Raw genomic sequence first — 21,653 nt, 5'->3', positions numbered from 1 at the left:
GCAAACTACATGAAATATATTATTATAGGTTTAGGCAATTTTGGCGCTTCCCTGGCTGAGAAATTAACTTCCATGGGAAACGAGGTGATTGGCGTAGATAGTAACCTGGATAAAGTAGAAGCCATAAAAGAAAAAATTACCCACGCTATAAGTCTTGATGCTACCGATATTAACGCGGTAACTAACTTACCACTGGAAGATACTGATATAGTAATTGTTGGTATTGGGGAAGATAAAGGTGCTAATATCATGACAACCGCATTAATGAAACAACTTAAAGTTAAGAGATTGATTAGCCGGGCCGTGGCTCCTTTACAGGAAACAGTTTTAGAAGCAATGGGTGTGGAAGAAATAATTCATCCTGAAGAGGAAACTGCAGAACGTTGGGCTAAAAAGCTTAACCTGGAGGGCGTAGTTGACTCATTTGAAGTTACTGGAGATTACAGCATTGTAGAAAGTGAAATCCCCAAAAAATTTGATGGTAAAACATTAGAGGAAATTGGTTTAAAGGAAGATTATAATGTTATTGTGCTTACTACCATTAAATATATGAAAGGTAGAAATGAAATAGGAGCCGCTAAACAGGTATCTGATGTTCAGGGTGTAGCTACAAGAAATACTAAATTACATTATGGAGATATTATGGTTTTATACGGGAATAACCGGGATATAAAAAAGCTGTTAAAAGAGGTTAGGAAAAACTCTTAGTCACCCAAGCTATTGGTATCCAGAAAAGTTTTTTTAATCTTAAAGTTTGGAGAGTTCTGAAAAAATCAGCCCGTTTATAAAAAAAGGACCTTAAATAGTATTTGAGGTCCTTTTTTCTTTAGAGCTATTGTTTCGGGTGATGCGATTCAACTAAAACTTCTTTTCCGGCTTGTTTTAATTAGTTTCAAGTTCTTCCCAGGCCTTTTGCAGAGTTTGTAAAAAAACTTCTGAAGGCTGAGCTCCCGAAATAGCATATTTATCATCAACAACAAAAAAGGGAACTCCTCTTACTCCTATATTTCGTGCTTCCATTTCGTCTTGTTTCACCTCATAACTAAAGGCATCAGAGGCCAGCATATCTTTCACTTCATTAGAATTTAATCCAATTGAAGTTGCGATTTCTTCTATTACTTTGGGGTCATCTATATTTTTACCTTCTGTAAAATGAGCTTTAAATAAAGCTTCTTCAGCCTCATTATCCATCCCTTTTGACTTTGCCAACTGAATAAGTCTATGTGCCAAAAAAGAGTTTGCCAATACAGAACCTTCCAGGTTAAAATCCAGGCCTACTTCTTCTGCCATTTGCGTTGCACCTTTAAACATTTCGCGCGCCTGGCTTTCGCTTATATTTTTCACCTTCATAAAATATTCCAGCGTATTTAAATTGGGATCTGTTTTTAATGTAGGATCCAGCTGATAACTTTTCCATTCTATTTCCACTTCATCTTTTCCTGAAAAATCTGCCAGGGCAATTTCAAATTTTTTCTTGCCTATATAACAAAACGGACACCTTACATCTGACCATATTTTTACTTTCATCTTTTCTTTTTCTGATATTTGACGTAAATTTTTAAACTATCTTTCACGAAAGATAGTAGTTTTGGATTCTATTTTAGATATGGAAATATTATTTCTTAAATACCAATTCGCTCTAAAACCTGGTTCAGAAATAAAAGTCATTAGTCTTATTAAATTCAATCAAGGCCTTTATAAATAATTTTCATGAAAGCATACTTTCTAATCTTTCTTTCCCTTCTTATATTTTCTTGTAAGAATTCTGAAAAACCAATAAATAATACAAATACCAACCTGGGGCCTACGGCCGATAGCGCCATGGTGGTTTCTGCCCGTGAAGAAGCTTCTTCTATAGGGCTTTCTATTTTGCAACAAGGTGGTAATGCATTTGATGCTATGGTGGCTACCGAAATGGCTTTAGCGGTTTCCTATCCTTTTGCGGGAAATTTAGGAGGCGGTGGCTTTATGGTTTATCGAAAGGCAGATGGTGAAACCGGTTCGTTAGATTACCGGGAGAAAGCGCCGCTACTGGCAACTAAAACCATGTATCAGGATGAAGAAGGGAATGTGATACCAGAAAAAAGTATGTATGGCTCTCTTGCAGTTGGCGTTCCCGGCACCGTGGCCGGTATTTTTGCCACTCATGAAAAATTTGGTTCCATGCCGATAGAAGAAATTTTAAAGCCGGTTATTGCTTTAGCTAAAAGAGGTTTTGTAGTTACCGAAAATCAAAAAAATACCCTGGCAAATTACAGGGAGCAGTTTTTAAAGGAGAATAAAGATACCATCATATTTGCAAAACCATATCAGGCCGGTGATACCATTAAAAATCTTCAGCTGGCAAAGACCTTAGAGCGTATTGTGCAAAATGGAAAAGAAGAATTTTACGGAGGAGAAACCGGAAAGAAAATGATAGCATATATTCAGGAAAGAGGTGGTATTATGAGTATGGAAGATCTAAAGGAATATCAAACTCATTGGCGTGATCCTATAGAAGTAAATTATAAGGAACTTACCATTATTTCTATGCCGCCGCCATCAAGTGGTGGAATTGTATTGGGGCAAATTTTAAAGATGCTGGGGCCTTATCCTTTAGATGAATTTGGCCATAATTCGCTAAAAAGCATACAGGTTTTAACCGAAGCTGAGCGAAGAGCTTATGCCGATAGAAGCTTTTACCTGGGAGATCCAGATTTTGTAGATATTCCCGTAGACACTTTGCTAAGTGACGCTTACCTTTCTGCCCGAATGGATAATTTTAGTTTTGATCAGGCCACTCCCTCTTCCAGTATAAGTTATGGCGAACTTCCCGGTTATGAAAGTGATGAAACCACGCATTATTCCATAGTAGACCAATTTGGAAATGCCATCGCGGTAACCACCACTTTAAATGGAGCTTATGGTTCTAAAATGTATGTTGAAGAACTTGGTTTTTTTCTGAATAATGAAATGAACGATTTTAGCTCTAAACCAGGAGTGCCTAATATGTTTGGGCTTATTGGTGCAGAAGCGAATTCTATAGCGCCAGGAAAGAAAATGTTAAGTTCTATGACTCCTACCATCGTGGAGAAAAATGGTGAATTATGGATAACACTGGGATCGCCCGGTGGTTCTACCATTATTACTTCTGTTTTGCAAACTATTCTCAATGTACAGGAATTTGGGATGAGTATGCAGGAAGCGGTAGATGCTCCTCGTTTTCACCACCAATGGTTACCCGATGAAATTCTTTTTGAACCAAAAGGTTTTGAAGCGCATATTCTGGATTCCTTAGAACAAAAGGGATATCATATAAATGAAGGAGAACCCAGGATAATTGGAAAAGTAGACGCCATAAAAGTTTTGCCTGACGGACGTTTAGAAGGTGGTGCTGATAAAAGAGGAGATGATTCTGCTAAAGGATATTAAACGAAAACGATTGAAATTGTTAAAATAACGAATTGTAATTCATTGTTAATCAGTTTTTAAGGCTAATTACATACCTTTATTAACTAAAATATTGAATTATGCTGAAAAATTACTTCTTAATCTGTTTTCTATTTCTAGGAACACTTGCTTTTTCACAAGAGCAAGAAATTAGCGGAACAGTAGTAGACGAGCAATCCCAGCCTTTACCAGGCGTATCGGTTGCGATTAAAGGAACTAACCAGGGAACCGTTACCGATTTTGATGGAAAGTATTCCATTGATGCTTCCCTTGGGCAAACTTTGGTTTTTACTTTTGTAGGTTTTGATGCCCGGGAAGTAAAAATTGACCAAACTACCATAGATGTTCAAATGGTGGCCGGTACCGCGTTGGGAGAAGTGGTTTTAGTAGGTTCCAGAAGCCGAAGCCGAACCGTAACAGAATCTGCTGTCCCGGTAGATGTGCTGGATATTCAGGAAATACAAACTGCGGTGCCTCAGGTTAACCTTAACCAAATGCTTAATTATGTAGCACCTTCATTTTCTTCCAATACACAAACTATTGCTGATGGTACTGACCATATTGACCCTGCTTCTTTAAGAGGTCTTGGGCCAGACCAGGTTTTAGTGCTTATTAATGGCAAAAGAAGGCATAATTCCTCTTTAATTAATGTAAATGGATCTTTTGGACGTGGAAGTGTAGGAACCGATCTAAATGCAATTCCCGCTGCGGCTATTCAACGAATTGAAGTTTTAAGAGACGGTGCTGCCGCCCAATATGGATCTGATGCGATTGCAGGAGTGATCAATATTGTGTTGAATGAAGAAGTTGGAAAATTAAACCTTAATATAACTTCTGGAGCAAATTTCTCTAAAAACGCAAACAAACAAACTGGCGGAATAGACGGTGAAACAGTGAATGTGGCCGCAAGTTATGGAATAGCGCTTGGTGAGAATGGTGGTTTTATAAACTTTTCTGGAGATTTTGATTATCGCGAACCTTATAACCGTATGGGAGAATGGGAAGGTTCTATCTTTAATGCCTATAACGCCATAGAACGCGTAGGGTCAAATAATGGTGCAGATATTTCTAATTTAAGCAATAGCCAAATTCAGCAATTTGCACAGCAGGTTTCTTACTTTGATTCTGATTTTCAAAATCAGATCGCTGCAGCAGAAGACAGGTCTACCTTACAGGATTTACTTGGTATGGATGTAACCGAAGCTGAATTGGATGCACGTGGCCAGCAACGTAGTGACTATAATATGCGAGTAGGACAATCTGCCCTTCGCGGCGGACGTTTTTTCGCCAATCTTTCGCTTCCGTTAGATGAAAATGGAACCGAACTATATTCTTTTGCGGGAATTAGCTCAAGAAGAGGAGAATCTGCAGGATTTTACCGGTTACCTAATCAAAGCCGAACCTATACTCCTATTTATATCGATGGATTTCTTCCACGTATAAATTCAAAAATTAAAGATCAATCCCTAGCGGTTGGTATTAAGGGAATGGTAGGCGACTGGAATGTTGATTTCAGTAATACTTTCGGAAAAAACGGATTTGACTATTTAATTTCAAATACCTCCAATGCTTCTTTAGAAGGTGCATCTGCAACCAATTTTGATGCCGGCGGATTTTCATTTGCCCAGAATACCACCAACCTTGATGTTTCTCAATTTTATGAAGATATATTTGAAGGACTTAACATAGCTTTTGGCGCAGAACATCGTTGGGAAAAATATGAAATTACAGCAGGTGAAAGAGCTTCCTACGAACAATATACCGAAAACGGCGAGGTGATTACTAGTGCCGATCAAATTCCAGCACAAGATTTCTTCGGAAATTCAAGGGCAGGAGGTTCCCAGGTTTTTCCAGGATTTAGTCCGCAAAACGAAATTTCCCGGGAACGCAGTAGTGTGGCCGGTTATTTTGATATAGAAGCCGATTTTACCGATAAGTTTTTGCTAACCTTTGCTTCTAGATTTGAGAACTATTCAGATTTTGGTTCTACTTTAAATTTTAAGCTGGCTTCCCGCTACAAGCTTAGTAAGAATGTAAATATTAGAGCGGCGGCTAACACCGGTTTTAGAGCTCCTTCTCTACACCAACTTAATTTTAATTCTACCTCTACCATTTTTAACGATGAAGGTGTTCCGGTAGAAGTGGGAACATTCTCTAACGATAGCCGTGCAGCGCAATTGCTGGGCATCCCAGAATTAAAAGAAGAAACTTCACGCAGTGTGAGTGTTGGGCTTACCGCAAAGATACCTGATGCAAATCTCTCTTTTACCGTAGATGGTTATTTTGTAGCTATTGATGATAGGGTTGTTTACACTGGCCAGTTTAGAGGACCCGGTACAGGTACAGAATTAGACCAGTTGTTATCACAGGCTAATGCAACAGCAGCTGCATTTTTTGCAAACGCTATAGATACCGAATCAAAAGGGATAGATGCGGTAATTACCCATAATGCTGTTTTTGGTGAAAATCTTCGTTTAAAATCAGATCTTGCCGCTACGTTTTCTAAAACACAACAAGTTGGAGATATCCAGGCTTCTCCAGAATTGGAGCGGGCCGGTTTAGTAGACACGTATTTTCCAGAAGATAGCCGTGTTTATTTAGAAGAAGCGGTGCCAAGAACAAAACTTAATTTAAGCAATAGTCTTATCGCCGGAAAATTCAATATTTTCCTTAGAAATGTTTACTTCGGAAAAGTGACTGAAGCAGTTTCAGACCCGACCCGTCAACAGGTTTTTGATGGTAAAGTGATCACCGATCTTTCAGTAGGATTTAAAGCAACTGATGCCTTAACCCTAACAATTGGATCAAATAACATTTTTGATATTTATCCTGAAGCCGCAGATCCTGCTTTTGACAACCGTAGTAGCGGAAGGTTCGATTGGTCTCGAAGCGCACAGCAGTTTGGTTTTTCAGGAAGGTTTCTATTTGCCAGGTTGAGCATAAATCTTCAATAACAATAAATCGTAGATCCTGGGAGTATTTCCAACTCCCTATTTCATGTAACAAATAGTATAAAAAACCCCGTAGATCTCAGGATTTACGGGGTTTTGTTTTTGGGCGACAAATAAATCGCGCTCAACTTAAAGATTTATAAAACTACTCGGGATCTTTGTAAGTAAGTTATGATAGTATTTTGAGTCGCTAGAGCTGCTTTTCACTTAATCTCTGTCACATTTTTTCTCTTATTTACCTTTCATAAATTTATTGATTTTATCAATTTTTATTTCAGGATTTGCACCTTCTTCTCCTGCCACCAAAGCTCCCATGGCACAAGCAAAATCGAGTGTACTTTGCGGGTCTTCTTCTTTTAACAAGCCGGCAATTAAACTGGCCAAGAAAGAATCTCCCGCGCCAACAGTATCTTTTACTTTTACTTTAAATCCACTATTGTAATAGCGTTTTCCTTCTTTCAACAACAACGCACCATGGCGCCCTTTAGTAACACAAATAGTTGGTGTATTTGTTTCTTCGGAAAGATATTGCAGATTTTGCTCTATAGAATTATAGGGTGAGCCAATCATTTCGGCAATTTCAAATAATTCGTCGTCATTGAATTTTATAAAATCTGCCTGGTTCATAAGTTTCACCAATACTTCCTTTTCATAAAACGGCGGACGTAAATTTATATCAAATACACGGTATTTTGCTTCGGGTAATAATTGAAATAACGTATTTCGACTTACCTCATCACGGCAAACCAGACTTCCGAATATAAAAGCATCGGCTTTCTTTACGGTAGTTTTCATCGCTTCTGAAATTTCAATCTTATCCCAGGCCACCGGGTGTGAGATCTCATAAGTAGCAGAACCACCCGCAGATAAAGTTACTTTTACCACCCCGGTAGAATGGTCAGGATCTTTAGCTATAGTTTCGGTTTTAATATTTTTAGATTTGAGATAAGAGATTAGCTTCTCTCCTTTTTCATCGTCCCCTACTTTGCTAATCATTTCGGTTGAAATTCCTAATCCCGAAAGCCTTGAAGCTACATTAAGCGGTGCACCTCCAATTCTTTCACTCTTCGGAAAAACATCGTATAATATTTCGCCGAAACATATAGCTGTTGGTTTATTCATTATTATTGGTCTTAATTTCGTGAATTCTTATGTTTCTAATTTCAAAAATTTTATCTCCATTAGCACTAAAATTTTTAAAGGCTTGCTTCGGAAAAAAGATTTCTGTCATTACCGTTTTCCCGTTATCAAAGAAAAGTTCTATAGACATATTATCCAGAATAGCTTCTACCTTTAGATTTGAAGCTTCTGAAAGTCTTGGAGCCGTTGAAATTTTATCGCCAAAATTCTCATTAAAATCGGTAAGACCAGACTGACTGCGGTCTATATAAAATTCTTTTTTATTATGATTGTAGCCAAATTTTAAAATATCATCTCCCTCGCTAGAAAAACTAAAATGATATTCCTGTTCTTTTAAATTTTCTATTTCAAATGAAATAACAGAATTAGAAAGATTGATCTCCTGGGAAGCTGCAATTTTCGTTTCTGCTTCAACAGTAATGCTATTTTTGGTAAAGGCTTCGCCCTTATATTTTTGAAGTTCAGCAACAGGTGAAGAAATTACACGATAAGTATCTTCCGTCTTGGTAAGTTTTAGTTCCCGGGCAATCGTCATAGCACTTCTCCAGGTTTCTGTGGGGACTTCGTTTGCATATTGCCAGTTAGACATCCAGCCCATAAATAAATGCCCTCCATCTTCTTCAGGAATATTGGCCCAGGTTACTCCGGCATAATTATCTTTTCCGAAATCCAGCCAGTAAGAATGATCTTCTCCTACTCCTTTCATAGACTCGTCTAAAGTGAAATTTTTTCCGTCAAAATCACCTACAAAGTATTGTGTACCTGAACCTCCATTGAATCCGCCGGGATTTAAACTTTGAATCAGGACCCATTTTTTCTCATCTGTTCCTTCCACGTTCATTTGTATAAAGTCTGGACATTCCCAAACTCCACCGTGGGCACCAATCCCACGGCCGAATTCAGAAGCTAACTCCCAATTCTTTAAATTTTGAGAAGTATAAAACATGGTTTTATCATCGGCAGAAAGCACCATAATCCATTGATCGTGAACCTCATCACGTGTTATTTTTGGATCTCTAAAATCACGAATTCCAGGATTTTTGATAACAGGATTTCCTTCATATTTAGTAAAGGTTTTTCCTTCATCCAGACTATATGCAATAGCTTGAGTTTGGTAATCTTCACGTCCTGCTTCTTCTCCTTTCGGATCGTGATAGGTAAACATCGCAATTACCGGTGATGTTTCACCATCTCCTAAACCAGAGGTGTTTTTTGTATCTACAACTGCGCTTCCTGAAAAAATATAACCTTTTTCATCAGGTTCAAGTGCTATAGGCTGCTCTTCCCAATTAATCATATCCTTACTAGTAGCGTGACCCCAGTGCATAGGACCCCAGGTATTTCCTTCAGGATAATGCTGGAAGAATAAATGATAGGTTCCATTTAAATAGAACATTCCGTTAGGATCGTTCATCCAATTCTCTTCAGGAGTAAAGTGAAAGTTTGGTCGGAAATCGGTATCACTTTGAGCCGTAACTTCCGAAGTTTCCTCATTAGACTTTTTTTTGTTGTCCTTACAGGAAAATAGCAGCATCGCGCTAAGAAGACAGGAAGAAAGAAATATAAATTTATTTTTCATAACTGATAATTTTATTGTTGAAAAGCTTGATTGTTAGTACCCGGTGATAATTCTTCACCCAGTTCTTCCAGGGTTTTACCTTTAGTTTCAGGCATCATAAAGATCACGAAGATTAGTTGTAGCACCATCATAAAAGCAAAAAAGGCAAATACATAACCAGGACCAATTGTGGTAAAAAGTACCGGTACTAAAGAGGGCACGATTGCCGCCAGCACCCAGTGTGTTGAAGATCCAAATGCCTGTCCCGATGCTCTTAAATGATTAGGGAATATTTCAGAGATAAAAACCCAAATTACCGCGCCCTGGCCAATGGCGTGAGCCGCAATAAACAAGAAAAGGAATATAGGAACCCAGAGTCCGCCCCAATTCAAAAAGAAAGCTGCGGCAACCAGAGATAAGGAAATGATATACCCTATAGAACCCACGAACATAAGTTTTTTTCTTCCTACCCTATCTATTAGGAAAACTCCCAGAAGCGTAAAAAGTAGATTAACCACGCCGATTCCAATACTACTCAATAGAGCTGTATTTGCTTCTAATCCTGCTGATTCAAAAATTCGTGGAGCGTAATACAGAAATGCGTTTATACCCGAAAGCTGATTAAAAAATGCTACTAAAAAAGCCAGAATTAAAGGGAAACGATATTTCTTCATAAAAATATTCTCTCCCGTAATTTGGTTTTCAGATTGCTTTTTAATCTCCAGCATTCTTTTTTCGAGATCGGCTTCGGGATTGATGTCTTCGAGTATTTTTGTCGCTTCTTCGGTTCTTGATTTAGAGATAAGCCAACGCGGACTTTTAGGAATAAACACTACAAAAATGATATAAATAAAAGCCGGAATAGCTTCTACCCCAACCATCCAACGCCAGGGTTGCGCTCCGGTATCGCGAAGTAAATAGTTAGAGAGATAAGCAATTAAAATCCCTAAAACGATATTAAATTGATACAGCGATACTAACCTACCTCTATCTTTCGGCGGGGCAATTTCTGAAACATAAGTAGGACCAGCAATAGTTGATGCCCCCACTCCTAATCCTCCTAAAAAGCGAAAAACCGCAAAAGTAATGGGATCGTTGGCAAAGGCTGAACCCAGGGCCGAAACAAGGTAAAGTATACCTATTACTAACAGGGTGTTCTTTCTACCAAACTTATTGGTGGGGATTCCTCCAAAAATGGCACCTACTACGGTTCCCCAAAGCGCCATTGCCATAACAATAGACCCGTGAAAAGCATCTGAGGTTCCCCATAGTTCCTGTAGCTGTTTATCGGCTCCGGAAATAACAACGGTGTCAAATCCGAAAAGAAAACCTGCTAAGGCAGCACTAATTGACCAGGCAAAAATTTTACTCATATCGTAATTTCTTAAGTGTGAAACTAAGCTATGTTTAAAATTCCCTACCGTATTTTAGGAATTCTTAAAATGATTATAAAATTGTTAATTAAAACAAAATAAATCTAAAATCACCTGTTATACAGTGCTTTGAAGATTATTTACTGAATTTACGAAACCGTTATAGTTTTAATTTTGATACAAAAAGTTGAATTATGTTACCTAAACAAAAGGGATATTCGAAATCGTTTTAGTGGAAGGGAACTAACTTCGAAACTGTTTTGGGGTAGTACCATATTTATTCTTAAAAGATGTAGAAAAATAGCCAGGAGAAGCGTAACCAACTTCATAAGCAATTTCAGAAATATTTAAATTGGTTTCCTGCAACAGGCTTTTAGCTTTACTAAGTCTTTGAGCATTGATATAATCACTTATACTTATACCCATAATAGCTTTGACCTTTCGGTAAAGCTGCACTCGGGAAATCCCCAGTTGATGCGCCAGGTCTTCTACATTAAAACCGGTTTGCTTTAAATTCTTTTCGATAAGAGAATTAAGTTCCTTTAAGAAAACCTGTTCTGAATCTTCAAATTTATTGTCTTTAACCTGGTCTATCTTGTTGGTATAATAATAGCGTAATTTCTCCCTATTAAATAAGGCTGATCTTAAAGACTCTTTTAGAATTTCAAAATTAAAAGGTTTGGTAATATAGGAGTCGGCACCAGCTTTTAAAGCTTTTAAACGAGAATCTTCATCGCTTAACGCAGTAAGAATTAAGGTTGGAATATGAGAGGTACGTAGATCGCTTTTAAGTTCTTTACAGATTTCAAATCCGCTTTTTTCAGGAAGATTAAGATCACAAATAATTACATCTGGAATAATTTGAAGAGCCTTTTCTAGAGCATCGGTACCATCAGAGAGTTCTACTTTGTAATCTACCAGTAATTTTTTCTTCAGAAGATAAGAAAGATCTGTATTATCTTCAATAATTAAAATTGTCTCAGCATTCTCATCTATAGACTGAGAAAGCTCTTCGGGAATGTAGTTGTTTTCCAGTTCCTTTGCAGTTACTTCTTTCTCAATTTCTAAAGTGTCCTCAACAAATTCGTATGCTGCCAGGTGATCTTTACCCTTCAGCAATTCTATTTTAAACTCTGTTCCCTGGTGGGAGGAAACCGAAATCTTGCCTTTATGAAGCTCTACAAACTGTCTGGTAATATACAATCCCAATCCCGAGCTGGGTTTAACATTATTCCCCGCCTGCCTAAAAGGATCAAATATTTTCTGAAAATCTTCTTTTGGGATTCCTATTCCTGAATCTTTAAAACGAATCTCTACTCTATCTTCCCCAGTTTCTTCTATGCTAATATTAATTTGACCGTTTTTTGGGGTGAATTTAAAAGCATTTGAAAGCATATTAAAAAACACCTTATCCATCATATCCCTGTCAATATAAACCATCACTTCCTTAGAATTGGATTCGAGCTTTAAATCGATAGATTTCTTTAAAGCTTCAGATTTAAAATCTTCGTAGATATTTTCTATAAATTCATATAAATTGGTCTTTAAAGGTTTGAGCCTAAAACTTCCACTCTCTAACTTTCTAAAATCCAAAAGCTCGTTAATAAGCCTTAATAATCTACCCGAGTTTTTGCTAATAAGGCTGGTTTCATAAGCAAAATCCCTAAGCTGTTTGTTAGGGTTTTGACCTAAGCTTTCTATAGCACTCGTAATTAATGTAAGCGGAGTTTTAAATTCATGAGACAGGGTAGTAAAAAAATTGATCTTTACTTCGTTGGAAACCTCTAACTGTTCTGCAAATTTTTCAATTTGGTTACGCTGGGTAATTATTTTCCTATTATTTAGCTCCAGCCTGCGCTTACGCTTTTTTAATTTAAACACCAGGTAAACGGCCCAAAGTCCCAGTAGGAGAAGCAGGATAAAAAGACCAACCATAATCTTTAAGAGATAATTTTGCGAGTTATAGGTAGCTATCTGCTCCTTAATTACTGACTGTTGCTGTTCGATATCATTTTGCTGTTGATTCATTTTATTGAACTGGTTCTGCATGATATCTACATTCACCTTATCAATAACCACCGTATTTAAAATATTGTTTTTTTCAATATTGTCCCCGGCCAGTAATTGGGTAGCAAGCTTAATCGCCTCTGCCCCACCGGTTGGATACAACACTGTAGCGGCGAGGATGTTTTCTTTCACCAGTTGTATACCGCCACTTGGCCCAAAAAGGCCATCTACACCAATAATTTGAATACTATCTGCAAGGTTTTCACTTCGCGCTACTTCCCAGGCACCCATAGCCATACGGTCGTTATGCGCAAAAATGAAATCTGGAGCTTCTATAGAATCTATAAGAGATTGAAGATTCTTATTCACCGAAGTCTTCTCCCAATCTCCGGCTATGGTGGCTACAACCTCAATATTTTCCTGATTTGAAATCACTTTGCGAAAACCTTGGCTACGTTCATAGGCAGGAGAAGAAGATTGTAAACCCGTGATCTCAATAAGCTTTAGCTCTTCGCCTGGGTTAGAATTTGATATAATATAATTAGCGGCATTTTCACCAATTTCAACATTGTTTGCTCCTACATAAGCGGTATAGTTACTTCCTTCTATTTTACGATCTATAACTATGGTGGGAATACCCGCATTCATAGCTTTCTCAATTACCGGAGTAATAGGAACAGATTGAATGGGCGATACAATTAAAACATCTACTCCTTTTTCTATAAAATCTTCTATCTGGGCAATTTGCCTGTCAACATCGTTATGAGCATCTTTAATTTCAAGATTAAGATTAGGGTGCATGGAAGTTTCTACCTTCATGGCCCTATTCATTTCTTTACGCCAGTTATCGCTAGTCATGGCTTGTACAAAGCCTATTGTATAAATATCCTCTTGCTTTTGATCTAGCTCACACGAGATCGTAGCAAAAGAAAAAATAATTAATACTATACAACATAGATTCTTCATAAACCGTCACTATAAATGAATATTAAACAGATGCTAAATGTAGCATTCACTTTGTTCAATAATGATACAAATTTCTTTTAATTCAATCCTTGCTAGAGCCTTATTCCTTTAAAGGATTTAATAATATTTACAGAAAACAGAAATCCACTCTACATTTTTTCTCTGGAAAGTTTTCTGAAAGTATCTTCTAAAGGAGTTTTTTACAAAAAAAACTCTAAAAAATAAATCTGGGCAACGAATTATTCTGGGGTTGAAAGATTAACCATGTAATTTCCTATTTCTGAAATGATGCTTCCTGCATTTTTTTATAATAAAATATGATGGCAATGGATAGTTTCAAAATTTTACAAAACAATAATCCTATATTATCCTGATTTTTAGTGTTTTATTTATCTGAATTTAAGATATTTTTGATAGATTTAAATCAGCTTTACATATTCCTACCTCAAAAAGCGATTCCCCATCAGCGCTAAAATTTAAAAAGTACTTAAAACTGAAATTATTTTATGAAAAAAATCAGAATTTTATCAATAGATGGTGGTGGGATTAGAGGAATATTGCCAGGTACAATTTTGACCTACCTGGAAGATGAACTGAAAAAGAAGACCAACAATCCTTATGCTTCCATTTCAGAATATTTCGACTTTTTTGCCGGTACGAGTACGGGTGGAATTCTTACGCTAATTTATCTTATTCCAGATGAAAATGGCATCAGTAAGTATAGTGCCATGGATGCTTTAAAGATCTATTTGGAAAAAGGTGAAGAAATTTTCAATGTTCCCCTCAAAAATAAAATTGAAAGTCTGGGAGGGGTAATAGACGAGAAATACCCTGAAGCCGCGCTGGAAAAGAATTTAGAATACTACTTCAAAAAAAGCACTTTATCTGAAAGCCTTAAACCCTGCCTGGTTCCCAGCTATGATATTAGAAATCGCAGGGCTCATTTTTTCACGAGCATAGAAGCTAAAAGAAGTAAGTTGTATGATTTTTATCTAAAGGATGTAGCCAGATCAGCTTCTGCAGCACCTACATACTTTGAAGCAACCCGTATAAAATCTATTTATGGTACGCCATATTCGTTAATTGACGGCGGCGTTTTTGCCAATAATCCTACGCTCTGTGCCTATGCAGAAGCAAGAAACATCGCTTTCTCCAAAGAATTGAAAAATCTGGACAAACCCGATAAACCCAGCGCGAAAGATATGTTGATATTTTCAATAGGAACGGGAGAAGTTAAAGAGCCCTATGCTTATGAAGAATATAGCGATGCGGGGATGTTAAAGTGGATAAAACCATTGATCGATATTATGATGAGCGGAAATTCAGAAACCGTAGATTATCAATTGAAGAAAATTTATGAAACGCTGCAACCTGGAGATTCCATGGATTATCACCGCATTCAGCCGGAATTGGTCCACGCAGATAGTGCCATGGACAATGCCAGGAAAGAAAACATATTGGCACTGCATGAAGATGGTTTAAATACGGTTACCGAAAATAAGGAGGAATTAGACATCATTGTAGATAAGTTAATACGGGAGCACTAATAGCTTTTGTACGAGGACTTATTGATTATAATAAACACCAAAGCATATGGCTCGTATTTTTTGGTTACAAATAGCATTACTATTGGGAATTTCCAACATTGGGAACTCTCAAGTGGTTTCGCATTATGACCAGGAGCTGCCCTCTTTTCAATATGGATTTTCCGCAAAACTAAATTTTGAAGTACAGCGATTTGCGAATTTCAGGTTGAGCCTTGTGGCCGGCGCCGGAAAAAGATTCAATAAAATAGAATTTTTACAACCTACCATCCATACAGAAGTTAAACTTTACCGGGGTGGAATGGGGAGCTCACTTTCAGTATTTCAACAACGAAGATTAAATATCGATTACATAGTATCTTTCCTGATGATTGGCGGGATTAAAAGTAGAACATCTATAGATTTGGAAAAGCGCTTTAACCCCATTAATTTTTTTAACGATAATTCGGCTACTCCCCTGCAAAATCCGTTTTATAACTCAATCTCTTTAGGCACCAACTATATCTTTTTTTCAGATTCTTTCAAAAAGGCTCAGTACATAGGTTTTTTGAATTTCAATATTCAACGAACCTACCAGTTTAGCTATTATAATGACGGTACACCTTTCCATTTTATAGGGCTTGGGGATGGCTATGACCGTTATTTTACCGGCGGTGGGTTCTTCGCCTATTATGGTGAACTTTCAGATGATATTAACCTCATCGAATTCTCTTTTAATAAGTTCACTGGCTACCCGCAAGATGCTTTCGAGCTGGCCAATCATTTGCAAATCGATTTTCTGCCTTATAAAGATTATAGGAACTATTACTATAACCAGAGCAGGTTTAGGCTAAAAATTGGCTGTAATAAACACGGTTTTTCTGCTATGTTTTCGGGTTATGATATCCAAACCAGAGACGGACAGGATCTTATCCATTATCTTATTCATTCGGCCTATCATCCGAATCCTGACCGTAACTGGAGACCGGCCATTGGCATTAGTTATAATTATATCAACGAGCAGTTTTAATGAAAAAAGTCTTATTATCCATAGCGATTTTGATGTTCTTTTCGGGTTGTGGCCTATTCAACCTGCGCTGTAATTGGTTCGACCTGTGCTACCGGGTAAAAAATGAACAGGATGCAAGTTTCCCCAACAATATAAAAAGCAGTTTTGATCTTAGCCACTACGATATTTATGTTTTTAACTTGTGTGAATCTTATACAAATGAAGATCCTGATGGCAACTATGAACTCCTGCAGTACCCGGTTTTTGAAAATTGCAGGGTAAATATTTCAGAAAAGATTATTGAACAAAATATCCTTTTACTTCCCAGGCAACTGCAAAATGATACCGTACTCTATATTACTTCATTTTCGCATAAAAACTTATATAAAGACAAGGGCGTTTTTAATTGTTCAGAGTTTAAGGATACTTTTTTTGTAGAGGATACCGATTTTATTTTCATCGGAAAAAAGACTAAGAATCATACGCTGGAATTCAAAGACGAATCTGGCAAAATTGCAAGATGGTATTATCAAAAAGATGCGAATTCCCTAAAAGTAAACCTGGTTAGTTTACCAACTTCACCTTCCAAGCCAGAATCGCCCATTAAATTGAGTTCAGCTTTTTCTGCCCAAATGATCTTTTATAAAGAAGATTTCCATTTAGAATATGGAAAGGCCGCTTACCCAGAATGTTTTTCAGGTATAAAGAGACCTAAGCCGTTTAAAAGAGCCAAAAATTTCAAAGGAGAGATCGAAAAAATCTACCTGACCGATAAACACCTGCTTTTTATGTCTAAAATGAATGGATTTAAAGAATACTATCAATTTAAAAATAAAAGAATACGGTTCAATCGTTCCAGCCAAAACTAAAGAATGTACCCAAACACTTTAATCAACTTCAAAAAACTATTATTATGAAATCACATTTTTTTGTTGACATCCACTGCCACTCTTCTATGAAACCTTACGCGAGATCTTTTGCACACACTCCAGGCCTGCAATCCAGGAACCCGCGGCATAAACATTCTATATGGTTTCACGATGCGCCTTCACTTTTCGATAAATTAAAGAATTACATCGCTACCCTTACCAATTTCGTTCAAAGTGATGGCACCAGTTTAAAACGGGGACGAGTAGCTGTGGTGTGCCTTTCTTTTTATCCTCAAGAAAAACCCTTTTTCATGAACAAACTGGGTAAAGGAATTGTTTCAGATGTACTTAGCAAACTTGCTACGGAATTTGGGCAGGAAAGGATAGATCATATTCAGGATCTAAAAAGCTATTGGGAAGACCTTCAACTCGAAATGAAATTCCTGAAACGGGAAAGCGGTCATGAAGTTACTATCGATGGTGAGAAAGTAAGCTATTCGATCACCAATAGCTATGCTGAAATTGAAATGGCCGAAAGAAATGAGGAACTGGGAGAAACCAGGATCATCTTTGTCCCAACGATTGAAGGAGCACATGTTTTTGACCAGGTAATGAACCCTAACGAAGCCTGGAATAAATATCCAGATGGGGTGAGCAAAAAAGAATTGAAAAGGCTTCTTAAAAGAGTGAAAGAATTACGTAGAGAAGAAAACGGCTTAATACGACCTGTATTCATTACAATTGCCCACCACTTTTGGAACGGGCTCTGCGGCCACTCCCGAAGTTTGGGCGGTTTGGTAAGATGCGTAATAGATCAGCAAAATGGTTTAGGGGAAGGACTTACCGAAGCCGGCAAACTCGCCATTACCGCCATGCTGGAAAAAGAAAATAACCAGGATGGAAATCCCGTACCACCTATATATGTGGACATAAAACATATGAGCCGAAAATCACGCTTAGAATACTTTAGATTGCTAGAAGATTTTGGAGGGCAAAACATTCCTATTCTAGTAAGTCATGGTGGTGTAACCGGTCTTTCTAAACCCGGCGGCATCAATCAAACGTCGGCAGCACAACAGGGCCTGTTTATGACTGATGACATTAATTTTTACGATGATGAAATTTTAAAAATCGGACTTTCCAACGGTCTCTTCGGGATTCAACTGGATGAACGGAGAATCGCTTCCAAACTAGTCCTGCGGGAAGCTCGTGGAAATATAAAAAGACGTGATATTCTCTACGCCTGGTCTAAATTAGTATGGTACCAGATTAGACATATCGCCGAAGTTTTGGATTTAAACGGTCAGTACGCCTGGGGTATACAAGCACTGGGAACCGATTTCGACGGTATAATTGATCCTATTAATGGTTACTGGACTTCACAGGAATTAAACAAACTTGACGATTACCTGCTCATGCATGTTTACAATTATATAAAAGAAGTGAAAGAACCTTGCCCGCTCATACAGGCCCGAAACAAATCTGTTTCCCCTGAACATATTGTAGAAAGGGTAATGACCAGCAATGCCTTGAATGTTTTGTCGAAAATGATGAGCAGTTAAAAAAATATTTCTCATCAAATTCTATTATATATCATTCAAAAATATTGGGCAAAAAGGAAATGTTTAAAAATTCAGAATTGGTAAAAGAGAAATTAATTCGGTTACTAATGATTTGCACCCTAGAGATCTATAAGCATTAGTACTTTATAAATTTCTATGCTTTCGTTACTTCTGCTTTTCGTTTTACGATCCGGCCCTCTTTAATAAGTAGACTAACATCTTCTAAAACAAGGTAAAGACAGGGCACAATTACAAGGATAATTGAGGTCGCAAAAACGATCCCAAAGCCTAATGAAATAGCCATAGGAATGAGGTATTCTGCCTGGCTGGAAGTTTCCAGGATAATTGGGGTAAGACCTCCAAATGTGGTTAGTGTAGTAAGCATAATCGGCCGGAAACGCCTTAATCCGGCTTCGTGAATAGCTTCATAAACAGATGAGGTCTCCCTTTGTTTATTAGCATAATCGATCATGATCAAAGAATCATTTACCACCACTCCCGAAAGGGCTATAACGCCCATTAAACTAACCACCGAAAGATCATATCCTAATAGAATGTGCCCTATTACGGCTCCAACAATCCCAAACGGAATGGCAGAAAGCACAATTATAGGTTGTGAATAACTGCTAAAAGCAATAGCTAAAAGTGCATAAATAATCAACATTGCCATAGAAAAACCGCTCCAAAGAGAGTTGGTAGATTCGCGCATATCTGCCTGGCTTCCTTCAAAGCTCCAGGTAAGCCCGGGATAATCTGCCCTTAGCAGCGGTAAAACTTCATTCTGAACGGAAGCTAAAACCTGGCTCACCGCATTAGATGGTTCTACGTCCATTCCTACATTTACTACCCTACGGCCATCACGCCTATTTATGCTGGTAAATGCTTCCCGCTGCTCCACTTCTACCACATCCAACAGCGGAACTTCTACGCCGGTAGGAGTACGAACAAGAAAGCTTTCCAGGTTATCAATATCGCGTCTTTCTTCCAGCGGAAGTTTTACGCGTACTTCAATTTTGTTAGTACTCCTAAGCTGCCGCATAGCAAGTGCCCCAAAAAAGGCATCCCGTACCTGCCGGCCTACTTCGTTAGACGTTAACCCAAGATTCCTTCCCTCTGGCAAAAGTTTAAAATCGTACTGTACTTTTCCTTTATCATAATTATCGTTAAGATCACGGGTATTTTCAAAAGCTTCCATCTGTTCGAGAAAAGTCTTACTTGCCTGTTCCAAGACATTAATGTCTGCGTGGCTAAGATCTACGCTTATATCTTGTTGGTAACCTCCGGGACCACGTTCAGCTTCAAAAGTGATCTGGTCTACTCCTGCGATATCCCCAATATTATCGCGCCACAACGCTATAAGCTCCCGTGCCGACATATCTCTTTCATCGGGAGGAAGCATTACTATTTCCACGTCAATAAAATTTTGTCCACGTACGTTGGTTTTTACCCCTTCCGCTACTTCATACAGGTTGTGTTCATCAAACATCCTGCGCGTAGATTCGGTTATTTCTTCGGCTACCCGGGCAGCTTGTTCAGGAGTGGTGCTTACTGGCAGTCTTACCCCGGCTTCAATCTCATCGGCTGCCACCTCGGGCATCATGATCATTCCCATATGATCGCTATAACCATAGCCACCAACTATTAAGAGGAGCGCTACTGCCGCACTTAAAGTGATATAACGATATTTGAGACAAAGGTCCAGTAAGGGCCTGTAATATTTATCGATAATCCTTTCATAACCTTTAGCAAAAGATTCCTGTAATTTTTCCAGCCTGGCGGTCCATCCCTTTGTTTTTTTCTCCTTAAGATGACCAAGGTGTGAGGGCAGGATAAATAGGGCTTCTAAAAGTGAAACAGCTAAAATAACGATCACCACGGCCGGTAGAGGCCACCAAAATTTTCCTGTTTCCCCAGGCATAAAAAGCAGAGGCACAAAAGCGATAATGGTGGTAAGAATACTAAAGATAACCGGCTTGGAAACATCTTTGGTGCCTGCAATAGCCGCATCTATAGCACTTAATCCTTTTTGCCGGTATTCGTGAATGTTCTCTCCTACCACAATAGCATCATCTACCACAATACCCAGAACCACCAGAAATCCGAACATGGAGATCATATTAATACTAAGTCCGAAAAGCGGGAGAAAAATAATCCCGCCTATAAAGGAAATGGCCATTCCCATCATCACCCAAAATGCCAGCCGGTATTCAAGAAACAACGCAAGGATTACCAGGACGATCACTATAGCCATAATTCCGTTTTCGGTAAGCAGGGATAACCTCTCACGGTAATCTTCAGCACTATTACTGTCTATACGGAATTGAACTCCGGGAGGTAGCTGAAAATCTTCCATGATCTCAAGAACAGTTTCTTCAATATCCAGTGGAGATTGATCCCCAATGCGGTAAATACTAAGATCTACGGAAGGGCTTTGATTGAATTGCCCGTGGAACCCGGTCTCTTCGAAACCATCTGTAATGGTAGCTATGTCCTGCAGGCTAACTCTTGCGCCCGAAGGAGAGGAAACAATAGTAATATCTCCAAATTCTTTTGCCCATTGTTTACGTTCCTTCATTCGAAGTAAAATTTCGCCCGAATGCGTTTCTACCGCGCCCGCCGGCACATCTTCACTAGATTGGGCAACAATATCGGCTACCTGCCCCAGCGTTAGATTATATTGTCTAAGATTGTGTCGCGGAATCTCGATATGCGTCACATAATCTGGTACATTCCCTATCTCTACCTGCGTAATCTGCGGATCGCCGAGTAGACGATTCCGAAGTCTTTCTGCTAAGATCCGCAACGTCCAAATATCGCTTTCGCCGTAAATGGCTATTTCCATAACATCTCTTTGGCGAGCCTGGAGGTTTACCTGTGGTCGCTCAATATCATCGGGGAAGGTTTGGATACGCCGTACTCCCTGGTCTATATCCTGAAAAGCCTGCATCCTATCTGTCCCGGCAACCAATTCAATAAGTATGTTTCCTGAACCTTCATTTGCGGTAGAAGTGATCTCTTTTATTCCCTGAATACCACGAATAGCTTCCTCTACCGGAAGTAAAATTCCCTGTTCCACTTCGGCAGGAGCAGCTCCCGGATAAACCACATTTACTTCTACATAATCCAGCTGAAACTGCGGAAATACTTCCTTCTGAATATTAAACATGGTCCAGATCCCGCCACCTATTAAAATGATCATTAACAGGTTTGCAGCAATGGAATTTCTCGCCATAAACGCGATAGCTCCTTCCTTCCGCACTTTTTTA

13 protein-coding genes are annotated in these 21,653 nt (G+C 38.4%); 7 read left to right on the top strand and 6 right to left on the bottom strand.

The annotated features are described in order from the left end of the window. Nucleotides 1–9 precede the first annotated feature (9 nt). A complete protein-coding gene (locus B5440_RS10440; protein ID WP_057481932.1) occupies nt 10–708 on the top strand; it encodes a potassium channel family protein in 699 nt (232 codons plus the stop codon). A gap of 174 nt (nt 709–882) precedes the next feature. Here the strand turns inward: B5440_RS10440 and B5440_RS10435 are convergent, their stop codons facing one another. Beyond that, nucleotides 883–1,527: a DsbA family oxidoreductase gene (locus B5440_RS10435; protein ID WP_070053560.1), complete on the bottom strand. Its 645-nt coding sequence runs from the start codon at nt 1,525–1,527 to the stop codon at nt 883–885. Between the two features lie 183 nt (nt 1,528–1,710). On the opposite strand from B5440_RS10435, the gene ggt reads away from it, so the two are divergent. Next, entirely contained in the window at nt 1,711–3,411 is a 1,701-nt protein-coding gene (gene ggt, locus B5440_RS10430) for a gamma-glutamyltransferase (protein WP_070053559.1), read from the top strand. A gap of 98 nt (nt 3,412–3,509) precedes the next feature. Further along, on the top strand, nt 3,510–6,383 hold the full coding sequence (locus B5440_RS10425; protein WP_070053558.1) for a TonB-dependent receptor: 2,874 nt from the start codon (nt 3,510–3,512) through the stop codon (nt 6,381–6,383). 228 nt (nt 6,384–6,611) lie between these two features. Here the strand turns inward: B5440_RS10425 and B5440_RS10420 are convergent, their stop codons facing one another. The 4 genes from B5440_RS10420 to B5440_RS10405 form a co-directional block, all read right to left on the bottom strand. Next, on the bottom strand, nt 6,612–7,502 hold the full coding sequence (locus tag B5440_RS10420) for a carbohydrate kinase family protein (protein ID WP_070053557.1): 891 nt from the start codon (nt 7,500–7,502) through the stop codon (nt 6,612–6,614). After that, on the bottom strand, nt 7,495–9,099 hold the full coding sequence (locus tag B5440_RS10415; RefSeq protein WP_070053556.1) for a glycoside hydrolase family 32 protein: 1,605 nt from the start codon (nt 9,097–9,099) through the stop codon (nt 7,495–7,497). Before B5440_RS10415 ends, B5440_RS10420 begins: the two co-directional genes overlap by 8 nt. 11 nt (nt 9,100–9,110) lie before the next feature. Then, complete coding sequence (locus tag B5440_RS10410) at nt 9,111–10,451, bottom strand: sugar porter family MFS transporter (protein ID WP_070053555.1); 1,341 nt, start codon at nt 10,449–10,451, stop codon at nt 9,111–9,113. 243 nt (nt 10,452–10,694) lie between these two features. Then, on the bottom strand, nt 10,695–13,424 hold the full coding sequence (locus B5440_RS10405) for a substrate-binding domain-containing protein (RefSeq protein WP_070053554.1): 2,730 nt from the start codon (nt 13,422–13,424) through the stop codon (nt 10,695–10,697). 506 nt (nt 13,425–13,930) lie between these two features. On the opposite strand from B5440_RS10405, the gene B5440_RS10400 reads away from it, so the two are divergent. From B5440_RS10400 to B5440_RS10385, 4 genes are read left to right on the top strand one after another with little or no spacing between them, the layout of a single operon-like run. Then, nucleotides 13,931–14,971 carry a patatin-like phospholipase family protein gene (locus B5440_RS10400; RefSeq protein WP_070053553.1) on the top strand — a complete coding sequence of 347 codons (1,041 nt, stop codon included), beginning with the start codon at nt 13,931–13,933 and terminating at the stop codon, nt 14,969–14,971. 46 nt (nt 14,972–15,017) lie between these two features. Continuing rightward, a complete protein-coding gene (locus B5440_RS10395) occupies nt 15,018–15,977 on the top strand; it encodes a hypothetical protein (RefSeq protein ID WP_141728113.1) in 960 nt (319 codons plus the stop codon). Further along, the gene (locus B5440_RS10390; RefSeq protein ID WP_141728112.1) at nt 15,977–16,825 is read left to right on the top strand and encodes a hypothetical protein; all 849 of its coding nucleotides are present in this window, start codon (nt 15,977–15,979) and stop codon (nt 16,823–16,825) included. The genes B5440_RS10395 and B5440_RS10390 overlap by 1 nt, the downstream gene beginning before the upstream one ends. A 44-nt stretch (nt 16,826–16,869) precedes the next feature. Further along, on the top strand, nt 16,870–18,387 hold the full coding sequence (locus tag B5440_RS10385) for an amidohydrolase family protein (RefSeq protein WP_141728111.1): 1,518 nt from the start codon (nt 16,870–16,872) through the stop codon (nt 18,385–18,387). A gap of 154 nt (nt 18,388–18,541) precedes the next feature. Here the strand turns inward: B5440_RS10385 and B5440_RS10380 are convergent, their stop codons facing one another. Beyond that, nucleotides 18,542–21,646, bottom strand: a complete 3,105-nt coding sequence (locus B5440_RS10380) for an efflux RND transporter permease subunit (protein ID WP_234996380.1) — start codon at nt 21,644–21,646, stop codon at nt 18,542–18,544. Nucleotides 21,647–21,653 lie beyond the last annotated feature (7 nt).

The sequence above is a fragment of the Salegentibacter salarius genome (assembly GCF_900168265.1).
GTDB lineage: Bacteria > Bacteroidota > Bacteroidia > Flavobacteriales > Flavobacteriaceae > Salegentibacter > Salegentibacter salarius.
The sequence above is the reverse complement of the archived record's forward strand: the minus strand, read 5'-3'. Positions and strand labels throughout refer to the sequence as shown.